This window comes from Stenotrophomonas sp. 112478_Sma, from assembly GCF_056479905.1.
The window spans coordinates 139,696-162,680 of sequence record NZ_CM151072.1; the positions used below are offsets into that span (position 1 = coordinate 139,696).

Annotated in this window: 18 protein-coding genes and 1 pseudogene; 15 read left to right on the top strand and 4 right to left on the bottom strand. The window is 62.2% G+C overall.

Annotated features, from left to right (window positions below; genetic code table 11):
- Positions 1 to 9: 9 nt before the first annotated feature.
- Positions 10 to 621 (top strand): YbhB/YbcL family Raf kinase inhibitor-like protein, encoded by a 612-nt coding sequence (locus ACZK08_RS00575; protein WP_065182075.1) that lies wholly within the window; start codon positions 10 to 12, stop codon positions 619 to 621.
- Positions 622 to 704: 83 nt separating this feature from the next.
- Here ACZK08_RS00575 and ACZK08_RS00580 read toward each other — a convergent pair whose 3' ends face one another.
- Positions 705 to 1,532 (bottom strand): META and DUF4377 domain-containing protein, encoded by an 828-nt coding sequence (locus tag ACZK08_RS00580; protein ID WP_065182074.1) that lies wholly within the window; start codon positions 1,530 to 1,532, stop codon positions 705 to 707.
- Positions 1,533 to 1,605: 73 nt separating this feature from the next.
- Complete coding sequence (locus ACZK08_RS00585; protein WP_053520271.1) at positions 1,606 to 2,400, bottom strand: undecaprenyl-diphosphate phosphatase; 795 nt, start codon at positions 2,398 to 2,400, stop codon at positions 1,606 to 1,608.
- A gap of 219 nt (positions 2,401 to 2,619) precedes the next feature.
- On the opposite strand from ACZK08_RS00585, the gene glnA reads away from it, so the two are divergent.
- The 13 genes and pseudogenes from glnA to ACZK08_RS00650 all read left to right on the top strand — a co-directional run bounded on the left by glnA (position 2,620) and on the right by ACZK08_RS00650 (position 20,496).
- A complete protein-coding gene (glnA, locus tag ACZK08_RS00590) occupies positions 2,620 to 4,029 on the top strand; it encodes a type I glutamate--ammonia ligase (protein WP_053520266.1) in 1,410 nt (469 codons plus the stop codon).
- Between the two features lie 319 nt (positions 4,030 to 4,348).
- Entirely contained in the window at positions 4,349 to 4,687 is a 339-nt protein-coding gene (locus ACZK08_RS00595; RefSeq protein ID WP_004134334.1) for a P-II family nitrogen regulator, read from the top strand.
- Positions 4,688 to 4,709: 22 nt separating this feature from the next.
- Positions 4,710 to 6,137, top strand: a complete 1,428-nt coding sequence (gene amt, locus ACZK08_RS00600; RefSeq protein ID WP_053520267.1) for an ammonium transporter — start codon at positions 4,710 to 4,712, stop codon at positions 6,135 to 6,137.
- A gap of 137 nt (positions 6,138 to 6,274) precedes the next feature.
- Positions 6,275 to 7,021 carry an N-acetylmuramoyl-L-alanine amidase gene (locus tag ACZK08_RS00605; RefSeq protein ID WP_065182073.1) on the top strand — a complete coding sequence of 249 codons (747 nt, stop codon included), beginning with the start codon at positions 6,275 to 6,277 and terminating at the stop codon, positions 7,019 to 7,021.
- 144 nt (positions 7,022 to 7,165) lie between these two features.
- Positions 7,166 to 8,326 carry a murein transglycosylase A gene (mltA, locus tag ACZK08_RS00610; RefSeq protein WP_065182164.1) on the top strand — a complete coding sequence of 387 codons (1,161 nt, stop codon included), beginning with the start codon at positions 7,166 to 7,168 and terminating at the stop codon, positions 8,324 to 8,326.
- 198 nt (positions 8,327 to 8,524) lie between these two features.
- Positions 8,525 to 9,477: pseudogene (locus ACZK08_RS00615) on the top strand (alpha/beta fold hydrolase).
- Positions 9,478 to 9,621: 144 nt separating this feature from the next.
- A complete protein-coding gene (locus tag ACZK08_RS00620) occupies positions 9,622 to 9,903 on the top strand; it encodes a hypothetical protein (RefSeq protein ID WP_053520269.1) in 282 nt (93 codons plus the stop codon).
- A gap of 82 nt (positions 9,904 to 9,985) precedes the next feature.
- Positions 9,986 to 12,031 carry a TonB-dependent receptor gene (locus ACZK08_RS00625; protein WP_065182071.1) on the top strand — a complete coding sequence of 682 codons (2,046 nt, stop codon included), beginning with the start codon at positions 9,986 to 9,988 and terminating at the stop codon, positions 12,029 to 12,031.
- Between the two features lie 300 nt (positions 12,032 to 12,331).
- Positions 12,332 to 12,910: a histidine phosphatase family protein gene (locus ACZK08_RS00630; protein WP_005407557.1), complete on the top strand. Its 579-nt coding sequence runs from the start codon at positions 12,332 to 12,334 to the stop codon at positions 12,908 to 12,910.
- Between the two features lie 1,563 nt (positions 12,911 to 14,473).
- A complete protein-coding gene (locus ACZK08_RS00635; RefSeq protein ID WP_478452383.1) occupies positions 14,474 to 16,894 on the top strand; it encodes an integrase catalytic domain-containing protein in 2,421 nt (806 codons plus the stop codon).
- The gene (locus tag ACZK08_RS00640) at positions 16,894 to 17,895 is read left to right on the top strand and encodes an AAA family ATPase (protein ID WP_005407560.1); all 1,002 of its coding nucleotides are present in this window, start codon (positions 16,894 to 16,896) and stop codon (positions 17,893 to 17,895) included. Before ACZK08_RS00635 ends, ACZK08_RS00640 begins: the two co-directional genes overlap by 1 nt.
- Positions 17,896 to 18,272: 377 nt before the next feature.
- Positions 18,273 to 19,154 carry an ATP-binding protein gene (locus ACZK08_RS00645; protein WP_230080524.1) on the top strand — a complete coding sequence of 294 codons (882 nt, stop codon included), beginning with the start codon at positions 18,273 to 18,275 and terminating at the stop codon, positions 19,152 to 19,154.
- A 112-nt stretch (positions 19,155 to 19,266) separates the two neighbouring features.
- Entirely contained in the window at positions 19,267 to 20,496 is a 1,230-nt protein-coding gene (locus tag ACZK08_RS00650; RefSeq protein ID WP_128989263.1) for a TniQ family protein, read from the top strand.
- A gap of 65 nt (positions 20,497 to 20,561) precedes the next feature.
- Here ACZK08_RS00650 and ACZK08_RS00655 read toward each other — a convergent pair whose 3' ends face one another.
- Positions 20,562 to 20,678, bottom strand: a complete 117-nt coding sequence (locus ACZK08_RS00655) for a hypothetical protein (RefSeq protein WP_157173518.1) — start codon at positions 20,676 to 20,678, stop codon at positions 20,562 to 20,564.
- A gap of 493 nt (positions 20,679 to 21,171) precedes the next feature.
- Complete coding sequence (locus ACZK08_RS00660; protein WP_005407563.1) at positions 21,172 to 21,540, bottom strand: H-NS histone family protein; 369 nt, start codon at positions 21,538 to 21,540, stop codon at positions 21,172 to 21,174.
- A gap of 297 nt (positions 21,541 to 21,837) precedes the next feature.
- Here ACZK08_RS00660 and ACZK08_RS00665 point away from each other — a divergent pair, with 297 nt between their 5' ends.
- On the top strand, positions 21,838 to 22,974 hold the full coding sequence (locus ACZK08_RS00665) for a hypothetical protein (protein WP_478452385.1): 1,137 nt from the start codon (positions 21,838 to 21,840) through the stop codon (positions 22,972 to 22,974).
- Positions 22,975 to 22,985 lie beyond the last annotated feature (11 nt).

The window sequence follows — 22,985 nt, forward strand, 5'->3', positions numbered from 1 at the left end:
GACCGTCCGATGAAACTGAGCAGCCACAGCCTGACCAACGGCGCACCGATCGACCGCGAATTCGCCGCCGGCGACACCGCCGGTTTCGCGCCGGACCGCAATCCCCACCTGGCCTGGAGCGATGTGCCCGAGGGCACCCGCTCGTTCGTGCTGATCTGCGTGGACCCGGATGTGCCGACCGTGCCGGACACCGTCGGCCGCAGCGATATGACGGTGCCACGCGACCAGCCGCGCTGCGACTTCGTGCACTGGGTGATGGCCGACATCCCTGCCAGCGTGCACGAGATCGCCGCGGGCAGCTGCAGCGATGGCTTCGTGGTCAAGGGCAAGGCCGCACCGGCCGGTCCGGCCGGCAGCCGGCAGGGCCTGAACGACTTCACCGGCTGGTTCGCCGGCAATCCGGACATGGCCGGTGATTACCTGGGCTACGACGGCCCGTACCCGCCGTTCAACGACGAGCGGCTGCACCGCTACTTCTTCCGTGTGTTCGCGCTGGACGTGGCCGCGCTGGCGTTGCCGGAGCGCTTCACCGCCGCGGATGTCCATCGCGCCATGCATGGCCATGTGCTGGCCGAGGCGGCGCTGCACGGCACCTACACGTTGAATCCGGCGCTGGCCTGACCGCGCAGCGTGTTTCTGCAGCGCCGGGCAGTACGCCCAGCGGCAACGAAGAAGGGCGGCCCTGCGGCCGCCCTTCTGCATGCTTACTTCTTCTCGACGGCCGACTCGACCACCATGTCCAGCACATACGCCTGCGACGGCGCATCGGCCGGCGGGTTCTTCACCTCGTAGCGCTTCACCCGCACGACGTTGCGCACGCCGTCTTCGTGGGTGTAGCCCTCGATGTTGCCGTAGAAGTTCTCGAACTTGCCCGGCTCGCCCTGCTTGAGGCCCTTGTCGTCATACTTCACCTCCCGGACCTGCAGGCACTGGTAGTCCGGGATCAGCGGGTGCGAGCACTTCTCGGTCCGGGCGGCCACTTCCAGGAACACGGTTTCGCCGGCGCCGCCATAGCGGGTTTCAGCGGTGGGTTCCGGAGCGAAGACCAGCGTGTCGCCCTGTGCGCTGGTCAGGGTCAGCATGCCGGCGGCATCCTGCTCCGCCTTCAGTTCGCCCTGCAGGCGGCTGGATACGGCCTCGTCCAGCGCCATCAGCGACTTGTCCGCGCAGGCCATCATCGTCGAGGCCATCGCGCTGACACTCAGCTTTCCGTCGGCCAGGGTGTAACCGCCACTCATGCGGTTGCAGGTATTGCTGACCGACAGGCGGCCATCGACGAAGTCCAGGGTGACCGGCTTGTCCTCACGGGCGAACAGCGCGTCGATGCGCTTGCCGTCGGCGGCCGTAGCCTTCTGCAGCCGCCAGTGCTGGCTCTGCAGGCGCTGCGCGTCCAGGTGCGCCAGCGTCTGCTGGTCTGCCGCCTTGGTCGCCGCCGGGGCCACGTCGTCGCCGCCGGTTCCGGCCGGGGCCGGGGTCTGGCTGCAGGCGGCCAGCAGAGCCAGCGGGAGGAGCAGGGTGAGCTTGCGGTTCATGGTGATTCTCCTTGGGGAACCGAGGGGGAAACGGGGCGGGGCCGGCAACGGGGTTGCCGTTCCCCGCCGCTGTTCAGGTGCCGGACGGCAACCACAGCAGCAGTGCGGCACCCAGCGCGATGCGGTACAGGGCGAACGCGGTGAAGCGGTGCGATTTGATGTAGCCCAGCAGCCACTTCACTACGATGAAGCCGGTGATGACGGCGGCAACGAACGCCACGCCGACATCGGCCCAGTTCTCGCTGGCCAGTTGTCCCTTCTTGGCCAGCTCGAGGAACGCATAGGCGCTGGCGGCGAACATGGTGGGAATGCCGACCAGGAACACGAACTCGGCGGCGGCTGCCCGACGGCTCAGGCCCAGCAGCATGGCCAGGAAGATGGCCGACGCCGAGCGCGAGGTGCCGGGGAACACGCCGGCCACCACCTGTGCCAGACCGACACCGATCGCCACCGTCCAGGTGACCTGGTCGCGGTCGGGCAGGCGCGCGGTATACAGCTCCACCAGCAGCATCCAGATGCCGCCGATGATCAGCGCCCAGGCGATCGGGCTGACCGTTTCCGGAAGTTCCCAGCCGAGCAGGCGCACCGGCAGCCCGACCACGGCGGTGACCAGGAATGCCGCGCCCAGCTTGAACACGTAGTCGCGGTTCTCGCGCTGCCCCAGGCCGGTGGCCAGACTCCACAGGCGCTGGCGGAACACCAGCACCACGGCCAGGATCGCGCCGGCCTGGATGATGATGTTGAAGAAATCCGAACGTGCGCCCAGCCAATGCTGGGCGATCAGCAGGTGGCCGGTACTGGAGATCGGCAGGAATTCGGTCAAGCCTTCGAGGATGCCCAGCAGCAGGGCGGAGAGCAGGTCGGACATGGACAGTGCGGGCGCGTGCGGCGGAAGAAGGTCGAGAGGATAGACCATCCATGCCGCACCAAAGGGGTGCATCCGCGTGCCTGCGCACCCCTTTGGTGCAGGCTGTGCCGCACTGACGCAGTGCACGTTGTGTGAAATCAAGGACTTGCAGGGCGCAAAAAGTTGGCACGGTCATTGCTGTACCTCAGCAGGCATTCATTCCCATCCGAGGTCGTACCGATGTCCGTGGAAAACGTTGAGAAGCTGATCAAGGACAACCAGATCGAGTTCGTCGATCTGCGCTTTGTCGACATGCGCGGTGTCGAACAGCATGTCACCTTCCCGGTCAGCATCGTCGAAGCGTCGCTGTTCGAAGAAGGCAAGATGTTCGATGGCAGCTCGATCGCCGGCTGGAAGGGCATCAACGAATCGGACATGGTCCTGCTGCCGGATCCGTCCAGCGCCTATGTCGATCCGTTCTACGCCGATCCCACTCTGGTGATCAGCTGCGACATCCTCGATCCGGCCACCATGCAGGCCTACGGCCGCTGCCCGCGCGGCATCGCCAAGCGTGCCGAGGCCTACCTGAAGTCCTCGGGCATCGCCGAATCGGCGTTCTTCGGCCCGGAGCCGGAATTCTTCATCTTCGACTCGGTCCGTTTCGCCAATGAAATGGGCAACACCTTCTTCAAGGTCGACTCGGAAGAAGCCGCCTGGAACAGCGGCGCGAAGTACGACGGCGCCAACAGCGGCTACCGCCCGGGCGTGAAGGGCGGCTACTTCCCGGTGCCGCCGACCGACACCCTGCACGACCTGCGTGCGGAAATGTGCAAGACGCTGGAACAGGTCGGCATCGAAGTGGAAGTGCAGCACCACGAGGTGGCCACCGCCGGCCAGTGCGAGATCGGCACCAAGTTCAGCACCCTGGTGCAGAAGGCCGATGAGCTGCTGCGCATGAAGTACGTCATCAAGAACGTCGCGCACCGCAACGGCAAGACCGTCACCTTCATGCCCAAGCCGATCGTCGGCGACAACGGCAGCGGCATGCACGTGCACCAGTCGCTGTCCAAGGGCGGCGCCAACCTGTTTTCCGGCGACGGTTACGGCGGCCTGAGCCAGCTGGCGCTGTGGTACATCGGCGGCATCTTCAAGCATGCCCGCGCCATCAATGCCTTCGCCAACTCGGGCACCAACAGCTACAAGCGCCTGGTGCCGGGCTTCGAAGCACCGGTGATGCTGGCCTATTCGGCGCGCAACCGTTCGGCGTCGTGCCGCATTCCGTGGGTCTCCAACCCGAAGGCACGCCGCATCGAAATGCGCTTCCCCGATCCGATCCAGTCCGGCTACCTGACCTTCACCGCGCTGATGATGGCCGGCCTGGACGGCATCAAGAACCAGATCGACCCGGGCGCACCGAGCGACAAGGACCTGTACGACCTGCCGCCGGAAGAAGAGAAGCTGATTCCGCAGGTCTGCTCCTCGCTGGACCAGGCGCTGGAAGCGCTGGACAAGGACCGTGAGTTCCTGAAGGCCGGCGGCGTGATGAGCGATGACTTCATCGACGGCTACATCGCCCTGAAGATGCAGGAAGTGACCAAGTTCCGCGCGGCGACCCACCCGCTGGAATACCAGCTGTACTACGCCAGTTGACCGGGCGGCGATGGCGGCGGGCTTCCCCCTCCCACCCGCCGCCATCGCCTCCGATCTTTGCGGCTGGGGAGCCGCAGGGTGGGCTCCGGCCCACCGTGGTAGAGCGGACCGTGGGTCCGTTGATCCAGGGGCAAGAGAGACCGGATACGCGACATGGGCCGCCCTCCCTCCCGCGTCGGTCGTGCAAGGAGAGAGGCACGACCGTCCCGGCCCCGTTCGTGTCCGGTGCAACAGCCACGGCCATCGATGTGATGGCCCGTGGTTGCCTGATGCCATCGCGCGTTGGCGCGCTGGCCCCATCCACCATCGGGACATGCGCATGAAACTGATCTCCGCCATCATCCGACCGTTCAAGCTCGACGAGGTCCGCGAGGCCCTCTCCGATGCTGGCGTGTCGGGCATCACCGTGACCGAAGTGAAAGGCTTCGGCCGCCAGAAGGGCCATACCGAGCTGTACCGCGGCGCAGAGTACGTCGTCGATTTCCTGCCCAAGATCAAGATCGAAACCGTGGTCACCGACGAGCGCGCCGATGCGGTGATCGAGGCGATCCAATCGTCGGCAGGTACCGGCAAGATCGGTGACGGCAAGATCTTCGTCACCGCCGTCGAACAGGTCATCCGCATCCGCACCGGCGAAATCGGTGCAGACGCGCTGTAACCCCCTTCCGGAGACTCCCCCAATGAAGATGCGCCTTCTTACCGGGTGGCAAGCCCGGTTCCATCTCGTGTGCCTGCTGATGCTGCTCAGCGCGCTGGCCGCGGGCGTCTGGCCGGGCAACGCCCACGCCCAGGCCCAGGTGACACCGTTGAGCAGTGAACCGGTAGCGGTCGAGCCGCTGCAGGCACCGGCCGCCGCCGCTCCCGCGGCTGCCGAGGCTGCGGCCCCGGCCTTCGATCACGGCGACGTCGCCTGGATGCTGACCTCCACCCTGCTGGTGCTGTTGATGGTGGTGCCGGGGCTGGCCCTGTTCTACGGCGGCCTGGTGCGTTCGAAGAACGTGCTGTCCGTGCTGAGCCAGATCCTGGTGGTGTTCTCGCTGGTGCTGCTGCTGTGGGTGTCCTACGGCTACAGCGCGGTGTTCAGCGCCGGCAATCCGTTCTTCGGTTCATTCACCGAGTTCGCGTTCCTGAAGGGCTTCACGCCCGACTCGGTGGGCAACACGCCGATCGCGGGCCTGCCGGATTATCTGTTCGTCGCCTTCCAGTCGACTTTCGCCGGCATCACCACCGCGCTGATCGTCGGTGCCTTCGCCGAGCGCATCAAGTTCCGTGCGGTGCTGCTGTTCTCGGCATTGTGGTTCACCTTCAGCTACATCCCGATGGCGCATATCGTCTGGGGCGGTGGCTACCTGGGTGAGCTGGGCGCGATCGACTTCGCTGGCGGTACCGTGGTGCACATCAACGCCGGCGTTGCCGGCCTGGTCGCCGCGTGGTTCGTCGGCAAGCGCCTCGGCTACGGCCAGACCGCGCTGAAGCCGCACAACGTACCGTTCACCTACATCGGCGCGATGCTGCTGTGGGTGGGCTGGTTCGGCTTCAACGCCGGCTCCGCCGCCGCGGCCGATACCGTGGCATCGCTGGCCTTCCTCAACACCGTGCTGGCCACCGCCGCCGCAGTGCTGGGCTGGACGCTGGTGGAAGCCATCGGCAAGGGCAAGCCGTCGGCGCTGGGTGCGGCCTCCGGCGCGGTGGCCGGCCTGGTCGGCATCACGCCCGCGTGCGGCACGGTCGGGCCGCTGGGGGCCATCGTCATTGGTTTCGTCGCCGGCACCGTCTGCGTGTGGGGCGTCACCGGTCTCAAGCGCCTGCTGAAGGTGGATGACACGGCCGACGTGTTCGGCGTGCACGGCGTCGGCGGCATCGTCGGCGCGATCCTCACCGGTGTGTTCAGTGCGCAGTCGCTGGGCGGCACCAAGGCCGATCTGGATATCGGCCACCAGGTGTGGGTGCAGGTGGTCAGCGTCGGCCTGACGGTGGTCTGGTCCGCCGTGGTGACCGCGGTCATCCTGCTGCTGGTGAAGGTGGTGGTCGGCCTGCGCGTGACCGAAGAGGCCGAACGTACCGGCCTGGACGTCACCTCGCACGGCGAATCCGCGTACGAGGCCTGATGCAGGGGCGGGCGGTCCGGAAGGGCCGCCCGCACGCTGTGCAGCCGGGCCATGCCCGGCTGCGTCCGTCAGGGCACCGGCCACGCGCCGCGTGCGCCTCCATGCACGATCCATCCCGATCGCGCACAATCAGGGGCATGCACCCGATCCGCACGTCCCTGCTGCTCTCGGCCTGCCTGCTGCTGGCCGCCTGTGCGTCCGCTCCGCCGGAGCCGCGCAATCCGCTCGCGACCTGGGTGCCCTCGCCGAACCACAACGCGCGGGGTCCGGTCATCATCGTCATCCACCACACCGAACAGGATTCGGTGCAGCAGAGCCTGCGCACGCTGCGCACCGCCAACAGTGGCGGCCGGGTCAGCGCGCATTACCTGATCGGCGCCGATGGCCATCGCTACCAGCTGGTGAGCGATCAACGTCGTGCCTGGCATGCCGGCACGGGCCGATGGGGCACCATCACCGATCTCAACTCGGCGTCCATCGGCATCGAGCTGGACAACAACGGCCGCACACCCTTCAGCGCGGCGCAGATCGAATCGTTGATCGTGCTGCTGCGCGACCTCACCGCGCGCCTGGACATTCCGCCGCGGCAGGTCATCGGTCACGCCGACCTGGCGCCGACGCGCAAGCAGGATCCCAGCCGCTTCTTCCCGTGGCAGCAGCTGGCAGAGGCCGGCTTCGGCGTGTGGCCGCGTGCCAGCGATGGTCCCGCACCGGAAGGCTTCGATGCCTGGAATGCGCTGGCCCGCTTCGGTTACCCGCTGGAGGATCGGGACGCGGCGGTGGCTGCGTTCCACCGTCGATTCCGTGGCAGCGATGATCTGCCGAAGACGCTGGATGCGGAAGACGCGCGCATCCTGTACTCGCTGCTGCTGCAGACGCCGTGACCGCCAGCGCCGGGTCGGAATGCCGGTAGCGCCGGGCCATGCCCGGCGAGCGCACAGTGCGGGATCCGCTGTCCGCCGGGCATGGGCCGGCGCTGCACCTGCATGAGGTTGCCGGGCCAGCACCCGCCCCACTACATTGCGACCATGATCACTGTTAAGTCGTTGCCGCGCGCACTGCTCCTCCTGCTCGGTGCAGCCCTGCTCGCCGCGTGTTCCACCACCGGCACCCGCCCAGGCACGCCTGCCGCTGCCACGCCCGCTGCGGCCACCTACGCCAGGGTTGAATGGAGTGCGCTGCCACCGGTCTCGGACAGCGACCTGCAGGCCGGCTTCGTCGCCTGGCGCAGCAGCTGCACCCGCCTGAAGAACGATGCGGTCTGGGCCAGACCCTGCGCCACAGCCGCTGCGGTTTCAGACAAGGACCCGGCCGCCATCCGCCAGTTCCTGCAGCGTGATCTGGACGTGTATGCGCTGCGTGCGGGTGGCCAGCAGGCCGAAGGCCTGATCACCGGCTACTACGAGCCGATCTATCCCGGCAGCCTCAGCCGCACGGACACGGCAACAGTGCCGGTCTATGGCACCCCCGATGATCTGATCGTGGTGCAGCTGGACAGCGTCTACCCCGAACTGAAGGGCAAGCGCCTGCGCGGCCGCCTGGACGGCAAGGTACTCAAGCCCTATGACGACGCAGGCACCATCGCCGGCAAGGGTGCCAAGGCGCCGGTACTGGCCTGGCTGACCGATCCGATGGACCTGCAGCTGCTGCAGATCCAGGGCTCGGGCCGGGTGCGCCTGGCCGATGGCACGCAGGTGCGGCTGGCCTACGCCGAGCAGAACGGCCATCCCTACCGCGCCATCGGCCGCTGGCTGGTGGAGCAGGGCGAGCTGCGCAAGGAAGACGTCACCATGGACGCCATCCGCACGTGGGCGAAGGCCAATCCCGCGCGTGTTCCGGAGCTGCTGCGCAGCAATCCCAGCTACGTGTTCTTCGTGCGCAGCGCCGACAGCCCGGAAGGCCCGCGCGGTTCGTTGAACGTACCGCTGACTGCCGGCTACAGCGTTGCCGTGGATCGCACCGTGGTACCGCTGGGGAGCCTGCTGTGGCTGTCGACCACCCGTCCGGACGGTACGCCGCTGGTACGCCCGGTGGCCGCGCAGGATACCGGTGGCGCCATTGCCGGCGAAGTCCGCGCCGACCTGTACTGGGGCACCGGTGATGCCGCTGGGAAGCTGGCCGGCGACATGAAGCAGCAGGGCAGCCTGTGGATGCTGTGGCCGAAGGGCGTGACGCTGCCGGCCCGCTGACCGCTGACCGCTGACCGCTGACCGCTGACCGCTGACCGCAGACCGGGCCGCGGCGATGCCCGCGCGAGGTAGCGGTCGCGGGCCATGGGGATTGGCGGACGAATGGTCAAATTTTAAGGACTTTACGTAGCAAACAGTCCCGGAAAGGGGCGCAAAGTGGACCTGTCGAAACCCACTCACTTCGCAGGAGATTCCACCATGAACACCGTCACCCGCACCCTGGCCGCCACTGCCCTGGCTCTGTCCCTGCAGGCCGGCCTGTCCGCCCAGGCTGCGCAAGCGGCGCCCTCCACCGCCGTCACCGCCGTCGCCCGTACCGCCAGCACCCTCACCACCGCCGATGGCGTGCAGCTCTACTACAAGGACTGGGGTCCGAAGGATGGCCCGGTGGTCACCTTCAGCCACGGCTGGCCGCTGGACTCGGACAGCTGGGAATCGCAGATGATCTTCCTGGCCGACCATGGCTACCGCGTGATCGCGCATGACCGCCGCGGTCATGGACGCTCCAGCCAGCCGTGGGAAGGCAACGACATGGACCACTATGCCGATGACCTGGCCACGGTGATCAACACGCTGGATCTGCATGACGTGACGCTGGTGGGCTTCTCCACCGGGGGGGCGAAGTGGCGCGCTACATCGGCCGCCATGGTACCGGCCGGGTGAAGAAGGCCGTGCTGATCAGCTCGGTGCCGCCGCTCATGCTCAAGACCGCCGACAACCCCGGCGGCGTACCGATCGAAGTGTTCGATGGCCTGCGCAAGGCGCAGCTGGAAAACCGCTCGCAGCTGTACCGCGACATTCCCTCCGGCCCGTTCTATGGCTTCAACCGCCCGGGCGCGAAGGTTTCGCAGGCCATGATCGACGCCTGGTGGGCGCAGGGCATGCTGGGCGGGCACAAGAACACCTACGATTCGATCGCCGCATTCTCGGCAACCGATTTCCGCCAGGACCTGAAGAAGTTCGACGTGCCGACGCTGGTGATCCACGGTGATGACGATCAGATCGTGCCGATCGACGTTGCCGGCCGCATGTCGGCCAAGCTGATCAAGGGCGCCCGCCTGATCGTCTACCCGGGTGCGCCGCATGGCCTGACCGAAACCCACAAGGACAAGGTCAACCAGGACCTGCTGGCCTTCCTGCAGCAGAAGTGAGTGCAGGGCCCCGGCGGTGAGCCGGGGCCTTCTGCCGTGATCGACGGGCGAATGGCAGGTCATCGCACGGCCCCTGCGGTGCCCGCTGGGCGATAATGCCGCCCTCTGAACTCTCCGGCTGCCTCCACAGCCAGGACTCCGGCAATGAAGAACGCAAAGAAGTACTACAAGCACTGGGCCGAATCGGGCCTCGGCAAGGGCAACGTGCTGATGGAAGCACGGGGCGACAGGATCGTCCGCCAGGTGGAGATCTACGGCTCCAAGCTGGTATGGGCCGATGAAAACGGCCAGAGCGATGACCGTTTCATGCTGGCCGACCAGCCCGTCTCGTTCCTGGATTTCGATTCCGACGATGAGATCAGCGCGCGCGAATTTGAAATCGCGTGGAAGAAGGCCAGGGAAGCGACCGGGTATCCGTCTGCCTGACGCCCGGCAAACCGGCGTCCCCGATGGCTGCCAGAACTGAAATGTTATAAAGTTTCATTTTTGGCACTCCATCTCCTTCCCCATGAAGACCCCCACGCTGCTGGCCGCCCTGGCGGCGGCTCCCCTTGCCCCTGACGCATTGGCGCAGTCAGCCGACGCGGCGCTCACCCTGGGCAAGGTCGATGTCCACCAGCACCGGGAAGGCGCCCTCAGCGCGCACCAGGTACTCACCTCCGTTGACGTTCTGGGCGCAGACCAGATTGAAGACCGCACCGTGTCCCACAGCTGGGAACTGCTGGGGCAGATGCCCGGCATCCAGCTGACCGAAACACGCCAGGGTGCCGAGTCGGGCAAGGTCAGCTTCCGCGCCTTCAATGGCGAGGGTTACCTCAATGCCATCAAGACCCTGATCGATGGCATCCCGAGCAACGTCAACAGCGGCAACCAGCGCTTCATCGACATGCTGTTCCCGCTGGAAATCAGCTACATCGAGGTGGTGCGCGGGACCAACGATCCGCGTTATGGGCTGCACAACATCGGCGGCAACGTGAACTTCGGCACCCGCCAGGGCGGCAGTTACACCGATGCGCGGCTGGCCTATGGCAGCTACAACACGCGCGATGCGCAGCTGGCGGTGGGCCGCGAATCCAACGGATTCGCGCAGAACTACTTCATCGGCACCCAGGCCAGCGACGGTTATCGCGAGCACGACACCTCCAGGAAGTACTCGCTGGGTGGCAAGTGGTTCTACGGTTCACTGGACGATGGCCTGCGCGTGGGCCTGACCGCGCGCGCCTATCACCACGAGGCGGACGAGCCCGGCTTCATGACGGCCGAGGAACTGCGCACGCACCGCCGTGGCAGCGACCTGCGCAACGCCCATGACGGCGACGACCGCGACATGCGCCAGTTCGCTGCGCATCTGGACCTGAAGCTGTCCGACGCGCTCGTTCTCGGCACCCGGCTGTACTACAACCGTTACCAGGACGATCGGCGCGTGACCTTCAGCGACCTGCCCACCGGCAACCTGCCGCGCCAGCGGCGGCTGTGGGACGAGCGCCAGGCCGGCCTGCTCACCACGCTTACCTGGCAGCCCGCAGCCACGCTGACGGTGGAGGGCGGGTTGAACTACGAGCAGCAGGACAACGGTTACATCCGCGAGCGGTATGCCTACGCCGAACCCACCGATTTCACCCGCCCGCCGGCCCGCGTGCAGAACGACGACCGCCACAGCTTCGACAACGTGGGCGCTTATCTGCAGGCCATCTATCAGCCAGCCGCCGCCTGGAAGATCGTGCCGGCCTATCGCGTGGACCGCTTCAATGGTCGCACGCGGTTGATGGATGGCACCCGCGGGCGGCTGCAGGACTACGGCACCATCGGCCAGCCCAAGCTGAGCGTCATCCACAGCCTGGGCGACACCACCCACGTCTACGCGAACTGGGGCCGCACGTTCCAGGTGCTGACCGGCGCCACCGCGCCGGCCTATCTCACGCCCGGGCAGACGCCGATGCGCCCTTCCACCAACACCGGCATGGAGCTGGGCCTGAAGTTCCAGCCCTTTGACGGCGCCCAGGCCCGCCTGGCGATATGGCAGCAGGATGCGGAGAACGAGGTGTCCAACATGCCGGCCACCGGCACCACCGTCACCCTGGGCAAGACCCGCCGCCGTGGCGTGGACGCGCAGTTGAGCCTGCAGGTGGGCGACGACTGGACGGTGTGGGCCTCGCATGCGTACCAGGAAGCGAAGATCACCCGCGACAACCGCGCCCCCGGCGTGTCCCTGCAGGGCCGCGAAGTGGCCGCCACCCCGCGCCACATCAGCAACCTGGGCGTGGACTACCAGGCCAGCCAGGCACTGCGGCTGGGCCTGCAGGCGCGCGCGCAGGGCGACTACTACCTGGAAGAGCGCAACGTGGCCGGCAGGTTCGGCGGCTTCGCCGTGCTCGACCTTACTGCCGCGTACCGGATCAATCCGCGCTGGAGCGTGGACCTGCAGCTGAAGAACGTCACCGGACGCGAGTACGCCTACGCGTGGTACGACAGCTTCTTCTGGGACAGTGCCCGGCCGATGTTCTCGCCTGCTCCCGGCCGCACCGTCTTCGTCGGCCTCAGCATGAAGCTGTAGCCCGGCGGGGCGCTGATCCCATCACCAAAGTAGGTGCCCACCGGAACCCCAAAGTCTGTGCAGCCTGTGAGGGTTTGGACCATGCTTTGCCCCCCATTGAGTGGCAAAGATTGTGTGGTGCGAGGCAAACGAGCGTAGCCCGCCGCAGCAGACAATGGTCCAGGACCATTGCGACAATGCGAGGCGGCCTAACAGCACTAGGTACTGCCTTAGAAGGGCCTATGCGTCGGAGTCAGGGTGCATCCGAGACGGGCGGCAGGCACCTGCCCAGAAGACAAACAGAACAGGGGGAGAGGGAAGATGCTAGTGGTAGTTAGGCATGCGCAAAGCATGGCTAATGCGGGATTTGCAACCGCCGATCCCGAATCCATTGCCCTTACTGCCGCAGGGGAGGAGCAGGCTCGCGCATTGGCAATGACCTGGTCGGCTGCGCCTGACCGCATCTTTACCTCACCATTCCTCCGGGCTAGGCAGACATCACAACCACTCGCCGAACGCTTCAAGATGGTCGTTGCGCCCCTGGGGGTTCACGAGTTCACTTATCTGTCGCCTGAGCGGTGCGTGGGCACCTCGGCAGCAGACCGCAAGCAGTGGGTAGAGGACTACTGGTCCCGTTGCGATCCAAACTATGTGGATGGACCTGGTGCCGAGTCATTTGCCCAGCTAGTTGCCCGCGCTGCGCGATCGCTGCGCATTCTTAAATCCTATTCCGCGCATGAGCAGTTGGTCGTGTTTAGCCACGGCCAATTGATGCAGGCAATGCGCTGGATTTGCGGGAGCAAGGCTCCCTCCGTGGTGAACGCTGCAGCGATGGGCGCGTTTAGAAAGCTGGATTTGGATCAGCCTATAGCCCATTGCCAGAGGGTATCTTTCAAATAGAAGGCGATCGCGGATACTGCCAACCTCCCGGCCCCGCCCCCCGGCCGCAGATCTTTGGCCTGGTCGGATCAGAAGACTACCCGTTACGCGCGAACAGCAAAGGCTGTTGATGAGGGGCACACTTTTGGTATCGGTAGGAGATGATTGGGCTCACAGGCTCTGGGATGTGAACGCCACGCCTTTCAGCAGCCCGCCTCATCAAGTACGAGGGCTCGTGGACGTCGTTCCGGATCTGATCCCAGATCACGTCGTCATTCACGTGAATTGGAAAGCTCGTGTCCGGCAGCAGGCGAAGAAGTTGCTTCGTCTGTGTGATCAACTCATGAGCGTATGGACGCACTCTGGGATCTCTGCATGCTCCAGATAGTGCTCGTATCATGTGGCTTGCCGCATACCACTGGCGATCAGCCAACCGCTGCAAGTGGAACAGGCGATACGCGCAGGCGAGCATGAGAAAGCCATAGATGTCACCTCGTTGATACAGGCCATCCAGGTCATATGCCATCACCGGCAAGCGGTTCTCATCAGTGCTGGCCGTGTCGCCTGGGAATGAATAGCGCACCCCGAGCAGCCCGGCGCTGGATGTAAATAGGCGATTCCAGCCAACAACTGTCCTCATATCCCACTCTCGATGGCTGAGGGCTGCAAAGGGCCACTTAAGCACCGCCTCAAGTTGGGGGTGCTGCAGGGCAAGGTGCTTGCGCCGCCTCAGTGATAGTGATCGCAATCCCCGCCGATATGCACTGAACTCATCGCTGCGCATCATCAACGCACCATCTAGGCTCTGGCGCCGAAGAACATAGCGTGCCCTCAACTCTTCCTCCCCGCCTTCCACCAGAGACCATGTATTCCAGAGAATCCTGGAGTGCAGCCTGTCCGATGCATCAGAGGCAGGACGACCTAAATTGGAGCACTGCATCGCTTGGAGTGCTTGGCAAGCTTCGTGCAACTCCCCCATCGGAAACCTCCAAAAAAAGTAGACGTTGGAAGGGTAGTTTTGCTGGATGAAAAGGCTACGGTAGAGCGCTAGGGTTACCTGGAACCTAGCATCACTGGAGCGTACGTGAGCCTACCAAGTAAAGAGCCGGATGCATTGTCTGTGGCTTGGGTGGCGCAAACCTATGGCGGGCTAGTGCCGGCCAAAGACCTGTCGCGACTGCTCGGGTTCAATAGCCCGGCAGCACTTAGGCGGGCAAGCGCCACAGGTCGTTTGCCAGTGACGCTGTTTCGTCCACAAGGTCGTCGCGGGTGGTTCGCTCACGCCGCCGATGTCAGCGCATACCTTCGATCTCAGGTACCTCAATCTCCGAGGGAGGCAGGCAGCCCATGACCTAGCCCAATCTGAACTTCCCTTGCCGGAAGTTGGAAAGAAAAAACCCGTGAGGTAGGACTCACGGGTTTTCAGGTCGGCGACTTTGCAGGTCTTGCCGATACTTTCCCCTTCCCTGACTCCCCTGTCAAGCCTGCGCAGGCCTGTCACGGGCACCTATGTCCGACTCGCCTGGTAAGGCTCGCCCAGGCCTTTGGGACGGTGCCACCGTGGGGTGCGCATGAGGAATCGGCATGTCCACAGACCCAAAATTTGGTGGCTTAACGTTTGAAGACCGTCACCTTCTTTACACCCGCATAAAAGCAAGTGAGCTCAGTATTCGGCAGCTCGAGAACATGATTGCCGGCAGCGGAACCAAGACCGTAGGCAAGGCGGCGCTGAGAAACGTTCGTGTTAGACACAACTCAATCAAGAACGGTAGTGCGCGAACAGTTGAAAGCCACACGTGCGAGTTGGTCTTCGCCTATGAGCTTGAGCTTGATCCCGAGGTGCTGGGCTACTACGTACAAGTACCATGCCGCCGCGTGCAGCGCACCACGGCGTCCGGGCGCAATCACATCAGCACTGCACATGTGGATTTTCTTGTATTTCGCAGGGACCACGTAGAGCTAGTGGAGTGCAAGCCGCTATCGTGGCTGGAGAGTCAACTGGCGCTTCCGGACTCCCTTTGGGTCAAGCAGGACGCGGTATGGACCTACTCCCCCTACGCCCAATGGGCGCAGCAGCATGGCCTGGTGTTCAGAGTCTGGGTACCGCCCACTCCAACCGGTGTGTACCTCCAAAACCTTGAGGCGTGCTACGCGATAGCCGGTGATGCCCTTCAGCAACATGAAACTACCGCAGTATCCAAGGCAGCTGGGCTAATCGCCAAGCGCCCCCTTCTGCTGGACAGTCTCTTCGCTGAGGTGCCTGGTTTCACACCGCGCCTAGCGCTTTGGATGCTGGGAAGATCGGCGGCCTTCGGTCCATGGCAGAGCACTCCCGCGGCTAGGACTGACCGCTTCCATCTGTATGGCACGAAGGAGCAGGCCAAGGAGGCGGACGAGCTACTGCTTGGAGCCATTGTCAAAGCTCAGTCGCAACCAGCTGTGGATGATCCATTGCTGGTGGCAAGCGCTACAGACCTCCAGCGGGCACACCAGCGACTCAGTAGGCTTGCGCTGATTGAGGCCGGAAGTCTGCCCGCAACACGACGGATGGGCGCTCTGCAGCGACATGTTCGAAAGGCTGTTGCCGAAGGAAGATCCGCGCTTTCGGCTTGTCTTACCAAATATGCGTTTAGCGGAAACCGAGCATCGCGCCTGCTTCCGGAACACGAACAAGCCATAGAGACCGTCATCGCGCTGCACTGGAACACCGGGAGGGTACATAGACCGAAGGACTTGCTCTATGTGTTCGAAGAGGAGTGCCTTCGGTTAGGAGTTGAGCCCTGCGGTAGGGGCCGACTGGATGCTAGACGAAGAAGCGAGAGCCCAACACGCCATGCGCTATCCACGGGCGGCTTTCGCGCCTACCACGCGACGCGTACACGCACCGATCCTCGCCATCGCTCGCTGCCTCCGATCGGATATGGCCACACACTGCACGTGGATTCGTCGGATCTGGATGTTCGCTGCGCGCCGAACCTGATTCACTGCTTCCCAGCAAGCAAAGCAAAGTTCTATATCGGCATAGACGGAGCGACGGGCTATCCGATGGCTCATGCATTGGTATTTGGATCAGCAAGAACCGACGCCTTGGCATTGCTCATGCGTGAGTACGTCAAAAGACAGGGCTTCCTACCCAAGTTGATCCATCTGGATCGAGGGCCGGAGAACACCTCCCGCTGGCTACAAGATTTCTGCCATGGCGAGATCAGTCTAAGGTTCTCCCCAACGGCGGGCAGCGCCTGGAATGGCATTGCTGAGAACGCCATCAAGCAGGTCAATGAACAAGTAGCACAGCGATTCCCGGGAAGCACGCGGCCCGACCAGATGGGACGTAAGGTCGACGGCAGGTTCAAGAGCCGAAACAATGCGAGGACGGACTTTGTCCGTGTGCACGAGGAGTTCCTGAAGTTCGTCTATCACGACCTTCCTATGACACCGGGCCCAGATGATGCAACGCCAGCCGAGAAGAGGGTTGAGGCGCTTGCGGCCTACGGCGCCGTCGGAACACCATGCGAATGGGACGATGGGTTCCTAATCAGAACTGCGATCAAGGTGGAGACCAAGAAGCGAATCGACCGCCAGCGTGGCGTACGCACTGCCGATGGTTGGTTCACCAGTGATGAGCTTCTACGGGCCCTGCGAACTGAGAATGCCAGTGAGGTTCGCAGCGATTGCTGTGACCCAAGTGTGATCTACGTGAAGGTTCATGGAAATTGGTTCAAGGCTTTCCACAACAGACTGCAAAGCGATGCGCTGCTGTCGGATCAGGAACAACTTTTCCACTTGCTCTGGGCACCCACGTTGCGGTCGCAATCGGCCAAAAGAAAAAAGGAAGTTGCCCGTTCTCGTCATTCGCGCCGAGTGCAAGCCCAGGCGGCAAGGCCCGCAACAGAGCACCTTGCCCCCGAAGCGGTGCCCAGCAGCAATGAGATCCTTGATATTGGACCAGTGCCACCGGCGATCGCACAGGACATCGTCCCGTTCGATGAACGGGAGGACTACTGATGAAGATGGTTCAGCACCCCGCATACGAAGGCCCCCGCAAGCGATTGCGAATTGCGCTTGACCAGCATCGTCCCGGGCATATGGTTTTCATTATTGGACCATCCGGCGTGGGCAAGACAACGATGAGGCGCTCGGTGATGCGGGAGATGTTTGGTAAGCCTGCATGCTGGCGACTTGGGCGGATACCTTTGGTCGAAACATTCGCCACACTTCCTCACGGCGCGTACTTCAGTTCCCGTCAGCTCGCTGTCTCAATTCTTCAGGAGTTGCACGTGCCAACGTTGGCATGGCTACTGGATGGAAGCTATCTCGGGGAGGACGCCAAACTGGAAATTCGACGCGAGCTTGCCACTGCGACATTGGAGTGGGAGTCCTTAGCGCGAACAAGACAGACGGAAGGCGAGTACTGGGGGATGGTGCAGCGAAGCCTGAGAGCGCGTAGTTGCAAGTATGTATCAATCGATCAGGTCACAGCGCTACTAGTCAACCACAGAGACAAGTCCCCCGCTGACCACACCCTCCATCTGATGGCGATAGCTGAAGCCACAGGCGTGATGTTCGTCATGACTGGGGTGCACAAAGCCACGCAGTTGTGGTCGGTCAACTCCGAGTTGCGACGCCGAGTCACAACTGTTTGGGTGCCTCCATATAGTGATAAGCGTCGGGATGACAAGGTGCCGTTCCTTCGTTTGCTCAAGTCATTGGCCACTCGCTACGGGCTTTCACAGGATGATCTGCTAATCCGGATGGCCAACGATATCCTTGCCGCTACCGGCGGCGTATTCGCTGAGGTGGTCGAACTACTGGGGCGGGCAGATATTGCTGCGAAGCAGGAGGGATGCAACAGAATTCTCAAACGACACATCGAGATCTCCTACTACGGAAGTGAGGATCTTAGGAATCTATGGCGGGACATCGACGCATTTGAGATGAGCATGGTTGCCGGCAGTGTCACTGAGCGATCAGAACATGTGAAGGCGCGCTGGGGATCTCCAACCTGAGGGAAGGAAATGGTGACTACCGACTCAAATCAGTCCCGGTGGGGCGCCGATGCAAGGCGGCGGCGCGACGATCTCGCGCGAAAACTGCACGCCAGGAGGCAGTTCGCAGCTGCATTAATCATTGCGATTGCACTCCTCTCACCCCTGGCAGAGGTGGCGGAATCCACCAGTCACGAGGGCCAAGATATAGGTCCTCCGCAGGAAGGTGCAGAAGCGCTCGACAAAGCGGAGGATTTCTGATGAAAGTTCTCCAGCACTCAGCATACAGAGGGCCGCGAGATCGCCTGAGGGCAGCTCTAGACAATCACAGGCCGGGGCATATGGTCTTCGTCATCGGTCCGTCGGGTGTAGGGAAGACCACGATGCGTCGGAGCGTTATGCGTGAGATGTTTGGGAACCCAAACCTGTGGGAAAAGGGAAAAGTTCCTGCCATCGAGACGTTCGCGTGCTTGCCAGTTGGAGCATACTTCAGTTCGCGATACCTCGCCCGCGAGTTATTGAAAGAGCTTAATGCGCCGACTCTGACATGGGCGCTGGAGGGCGGATCACCTCGGTCAAGTCCCCCTTCGGACATTCAAGCCGAAGTTCGCGACAGAGACCTTCAGCTTGGACGGTATCAACTCAGGCTCACCGAAGCGGAGTGTTGGTCGTCTGTAAGGCGGTCCATGGTTGCGCGTGACTGCAAGTATGTCGCTATCGATCAAATATCAGCGCTCCTGGTGAATCACAAAAACAAGTCACCTGCGGACCATGCATTGCACTTGATGACGTTAGCAGAGTCCGCCGGGTCGATGCTCATAATGACCGGGATCCACAGGGCAGTTCAACTCTGGTCGATCGAATCCGAGCTTCGCCGAAGTGTGACGTCTATATGGGTTCCGCCATATAGCGTTAGAAGAAAGGAGGACCGGGCTCCATTCTTGCGCCTCCTTACCTCGCTAAGCGAAAGGCACAATTTCTCTAAACAGGACCTATTGATTCGAATGGCGGCGGATCTACTGGTCGCGACGGGAGGTGTCTACGGAGAGGTGGCTCAGCTTCTGTCGCGAGCTGCGGATGCGGCCAAGCAGGAAGGAAGCGAGCGGATCCTTAAACGTCACATAGAGGCTTCCTACTATTCAGACAACGATCTTGCCAACCTTTGGCGAGATATCGAGGATTTCGAGGATGCAATGGAGGCTGGAAGCGCCACAGCCAGGGCGAAACCGCTCACGTCTAGTTGGACCTCCTCTTATGGGGAGGTGTGCCGTGAAGTCTAGTATTCAGCGATTTACCTGGTCGTCCTTGCCTCCACTTCAACTGAAGGGTGTGGGAACGTCGCGAGTTGAATCCTTGGAGCACTACGTTCTACGGCAAGCGTGGACAGTCGGCGTGACCATGGCCAATATGATGTCGATAGTCGGTCCAGCTATTGATGGTGGGCGTAGAGGACAAGTCATGGGCTCGGGCAAGTATTGCGGTCCCAGCCGCGACTTCAGTCACCGTATCAGCACGCTCAAGATGCTGACCGCCCAGGGCGACCTGCAGTGCGGCACATTCTGGGTTTTGGAGGACGTACTGGCAACCTACGGAGGAGGCCGAGACACAACGCGCCGCCGCTGGTGCCCAGTGTGCTACCGCGATTGGGACGATGATCTCTCATATGAGCCGCTATCGTGGATCGTCGACATTCAAGCTGAGTGTGACCTGCATAAATGCAAGCTCGAAACCACCTGTTCAAGGTGTGGCGCGGACCAGCCGAGCTCAACAGACTACCAGCGGCGTAGAAGATGCCACAAATGCAAGCAATCGCTTTCCGGTGATGGCGCCGCCGCAGCGATTACTGGCGACGAGGCATGGGGTCAGCAGCAGCTCGCATCCATAATCGAACTTTGCGCGACGCCCTCACAACCCCAGATTCCCTTCGAAAACTATGTTCGATTCGTGAAACTGCTCGTTGACGGACATCCGATGAGGCGCGCGTATCCTAACGCTCTCAAGGCGGAGTTCTACCGCGCTACCAAGAACTTGACCAGGGGTCGAACGACCATTCGTGCCATTGTCAATCTCTGCGCTCTCCAGTCCATCTCAGCACGCGACATCTTGCTAAGCCCGGATGCGGCGGCTTCCGAGCCGCTGTTGGATCTTTGGTTTAGCTATGCAACGTTAAAGCTACCTGTTGGGAGGCATGCGGAGCGGCTCGAGCGATGTGCCAAATGCTTTTCAGATGTTCTGAAAGCATCCGAGAAAGACCACTATGTGCCGCAGATGAAAGTTGTACTTAGACGCTTCAGGCTCAATAGGCAGTTGCTAAGAGAGATGCACCTTGACGTCTACGAGGAGTACAAATTGAGATACGAAGAGCAAGGTCCGTACAGTCAAAGAGTTCACTTGAACAGGGCAATGGATCTTGCGCTACAGATGGTTGAAGGAGATGCAGACCAAGCGGGATCCCACCGCAAACTTCAGCAGGCAGCCAAGCAAATCGGCCAGCGATGCAATGTGTCGCTGGATGTGGGATTCTCGGTGATGCTCGGAGCACGAAACGTGCTGAAGGCGCTAAGTGAGAACCGCTTACGAAAACAGCCGTCTGGTGGCCGGCGACCACATAGCGTCGCCTAGCCCTCGCGGCCTCTGTCAATTTTCATTCGTCTCGTGAGCCAGTCCCAACTCGGCGCGAATACGATTCAAGACCAGATCGCGCAACGGTCCACGGAGCGAACCATCAATGGCTGCGGCATAGATGTCATCATCTCGATCTCCGATGGGCAGGCCCTCCAAGCGTAGCGAGGCCTGAGCTTCAATGATTGCTTGGCGAAGCTGAGTTCTATTGGCCATTGCCGCCCCCGGAGGCTTAGCTGATTCTAGCGAAAGTTCACATGACGAGGGTTTGCCATGAGGGCTCTAATCCTTCGGATCCGACGCAATTTTGACCTAACGCCGTTGCTTTCGGCGACGCTAGTAGGCTGTACCGCTCGACACCGGCGTCTCTTGGAACCTGGTGAAGTGACCGAGTTGCCTAGGATCGCAGCGGCCCGAAGCTATCCCGGCCGCATTGGCCCTGATCCAGGTCCGCTTCTGGCCAGAAGCGGATACTGCAAACATTGCTGCCTGAGCGCACTCTCCAAAGGCAAGGGGAGCGCCTGCTGTTCGCCCGCTGTCACATCAACTGCGACTAGCTCCAATCTTTGATCGCCTACCTGGCAGGGCATTCCGCGCACCAGCATCCTGTTCGATCTGATGACTAGTGATTCTCAGGACCGGCTGCGGTACCGGTGTACGCCTGCCCCGTTGTCACTACTTGATCAGAAAGTCATTCAGTGATTTTCCGCTTGCTACCAGCTCGGCTATCCATCGCGGTTGCCGCCCTCGACCGGACCACGTCTGGCCGCGCACTGCAGGATTACGGTACTTGGGAGCGATCTTGGGCACTGTCGATTTGGCAGACTTCCGATCGCCTCGCTTCTTGGCGGCTTCGGAGGGCGCGATCACTGAAGCGCCGTAGAGCTCTTCTATCGTGTAGCCATGATCCTTGACGTACTTATTGATCTTGGCGCGCATCGCTGTGGCCTTAGGGCGTGACAGCACTTTAGACTGCTGCTTCTCCGCCTGAGCAATCAGTGAGCGAAGTTCCTTGGCCGAAAGGCCGCTGATATCAATAGTCATGAATTCTTCCCCCGGTGTCGAGGCCCTAGCCTATTCTCAAATGACATTGCGTGTCACTCCATCTCCACAATGAGTCGCTCAATCACAGGATCGACTACTAAAGTGGATCGTATTAGCTACTCTCTCGCTGCACATGATTTTCACGTGGTATATGGACCTGAGGACTAAAGACGAGCCGTGAGTGATTGCTGTGGCGTCGCCAGGAGTTCTTTGAGATCGCCTGTTTGAGGCATTGGATGAATCGACGTTAGACTCAAGCGCTTTCCGTAGCAAATCAGGGAGGCAACGCGCACAACCGTGAGATCAATTCCCTTCATTGTCGCTGCCGCGTTGGCGGGAACTTCGCTGGCTGCAGATGCTTCTGAGGATAGCCTCCATAGAGATCCTTACTTTGATCCAGGAGGCGCCGTCAGATTCAACTATGGCTGGCTCGACTACGGGCCGACCAGCCGCCTGCAGCTTGAACTGATGCGTGCAGATCTTGACGCTGGAACCGGACCGTTTTCCTTCTCTGCCCAGTACCGCTGGTACGATGGTTTCGACGCCGTGCATCACGCGTACGCGGGCTGGCAGTTCTCCGATGCTACCCAGCTGAAGGCAGGTATCCAGCAAGTCCCGTTCGGGCTGCTCCCTACCGTTTCGCAGAGTTTCTGGTTCGGCTCCGGCTACTACCTGGGCATCGAGGATGATTACGATCCGGGCCTTGTAGTGATTCACCGCAGCGGCAGCACAACCTGGCATCTTGGCTGGTTCTCCGGAGACGAATACGGGTCCGGGGCTCGCTACGATCGCTACTCCTTTGATGTCGCGCAGACCGAGGCGTTGCCGTATCGCGAGCGGCAACGACTGCATGCACGCGTGGAGAGCGCGCGCGACTGGGGCGGCGGCGAACTGTTGCTGGGCGCGTCGGCGTTTGCTGGCAAGGTGCAGAACACTCAGACACGGCGTCACTACGGTCATCAGGGCGCGGCCCTCCATGCACAGTGGCAGCGCGATGGTTGGACCGCGCAGTTGCAGTGGGCGCGGTACCGGTATGACGTACCCGGAGATCGCATCGCAATGTCGGCGTTCCAATCCCCCTTCCAGGTTGCAGCGCAGGCGGATGTGCCAAGCGCCAACATCGCCTATTCGTTCGGCCAGAAGGGCTGGCTGGATGACATCACCTGCTATAACAACCTCAGCATGACCCGCCCGGTCGGGCACCGCGCGGGCCTTCTTGATTCGTGGCAGAACGTGACCGGTTGCAGCCTGCAGAAAGGCATCATGCTCACCTATGTCGACTGGATCGCTGGCCGCAACATGTGGTTTGCTGGTGGTGATGGTATCAGCATCGACGAAGGAGGCCCTTCCAGCTGGCATTCGCGGCTGAACCTCAATATCGGCTTCTACTTTCTGATCGGCCTCGCGCAAGCCCGAGGCTATTTCACCCAATAACACGGAGGTAT

What these genes read in the sequence shown, in the direction of transcription:
- ACZK08_RS00660 (WP_005407563.1), bottom strand. Translation starts at nt 21,540, where the DNA reads ATGACTATTGATATCAGCGGCCTTTCGGCCAAGGAACTTCGCTCACTG.
- ACZK08_RS00625 (WP_065182071.1), top strand. Translation starts at nt 9,986, where the DNA reads ATGAAGACCCCCACGCTGCTGGCCGCCCTGGCGGCGGCTCCCCTTGCC.
- mltA (WP_065182164.1), top strand. Translation starts at nt 7,166, where the DNA reads ATGATCACTGTTAAGTCGTTGCCGCGCGCACTGCTCCTCCTGCTCGGT.
- ACZK08_RS00645 (WP_230080524.1), top strand. Translation starts at nt 18,273, where the DNA reads ATGCGTGAGATGTTTGGGAACCCAAACCTGTGGGAAAAGGGAAAAGTT.
- ACZK08_RS00580 (WP_065182074.1), bottom strand. Translation starts at nt 1,532, where the DNA reads ATGAACCGCAAGCTCACCCTGCTCCTCCCGCTGGCTCTGCTGGCCGCC.
- ACZK08_RS00575 (WP_065182075.1), top strand. Translation starts at nt 10, where the DNA reads ATGAAACTGAGCAGCCACAGCCTGACCAACGGCGCACCGATCGACCGC.
- glnA (WP_053520266.1), top strand. Translation starts at nt 2,620, where the DNA reads ATGTCCGTGGAAAACGTTGAGAAGCTGATCAAGGACAACCAGATCGAG.
- ACZK08_RS00595 (WP_004134334.1), top strand. Translation starts at nt 4,349, where the DNA reads ATGAAACTGATCTCCGCCATCATCCGACCGTTCAAGCTCGACGAGGTC.
- amt (WP_053520267.1), top strand. Translation starts at nt 4,710, where the DNA reads ATGAAGATGCGCCTTCTTACCGGGTGGCAAGCCCGGTTCCATCTCGTG.
- ACZK08_RS00605 (WP_065182073.1), top strand. Translation starts at nt 6,275, where the DNA reads ATGCACCCGATCCGCACGTCCCTGCTGCTCTCGGCCTGCCTGCTGCTG.
- ACZK08_RS00630 (WP_005407557.1), top strand. Translation starts at nt 12,332, where the DNA reads ATGCTAGTGGTAGTTAGGCATGCGCAAAGCATGGCTAATGCGGGATTT.
- ACZK08_RS00620 (WP_053520269.1), top strand. Translation starts at nt 9,622, where the DNA reads ATGAAGAACGCAAAGAAGTACTACAAGCACTGGGCCGAATCGGGCCTC.
- ACZK08_RS00635 (WP_478452383.1), top strand. Translation starts at nt 14,474, where the DNA reads ATGTCCACAGACCCAAAATTTGGTGGCTTAACGTTTGAAGACCGTCAC.
- ACZK08_RS00640 (WP_005407560.1), top strand. Translation starts at nt 16,894, where the DNA reads ATGAAGATGGTTCAGCACCCCGCATACGAAGGCCCCCGCAAGCGATTG.
- ACZK08_RS00585 (WP_053520271.1), bottom strand. Translation starts at nt 2,400, where the DNA reads ATGTCCGACCTGCTCTCCGCCCTGCTGCTGGGCATCCTCGAAGGCTTG.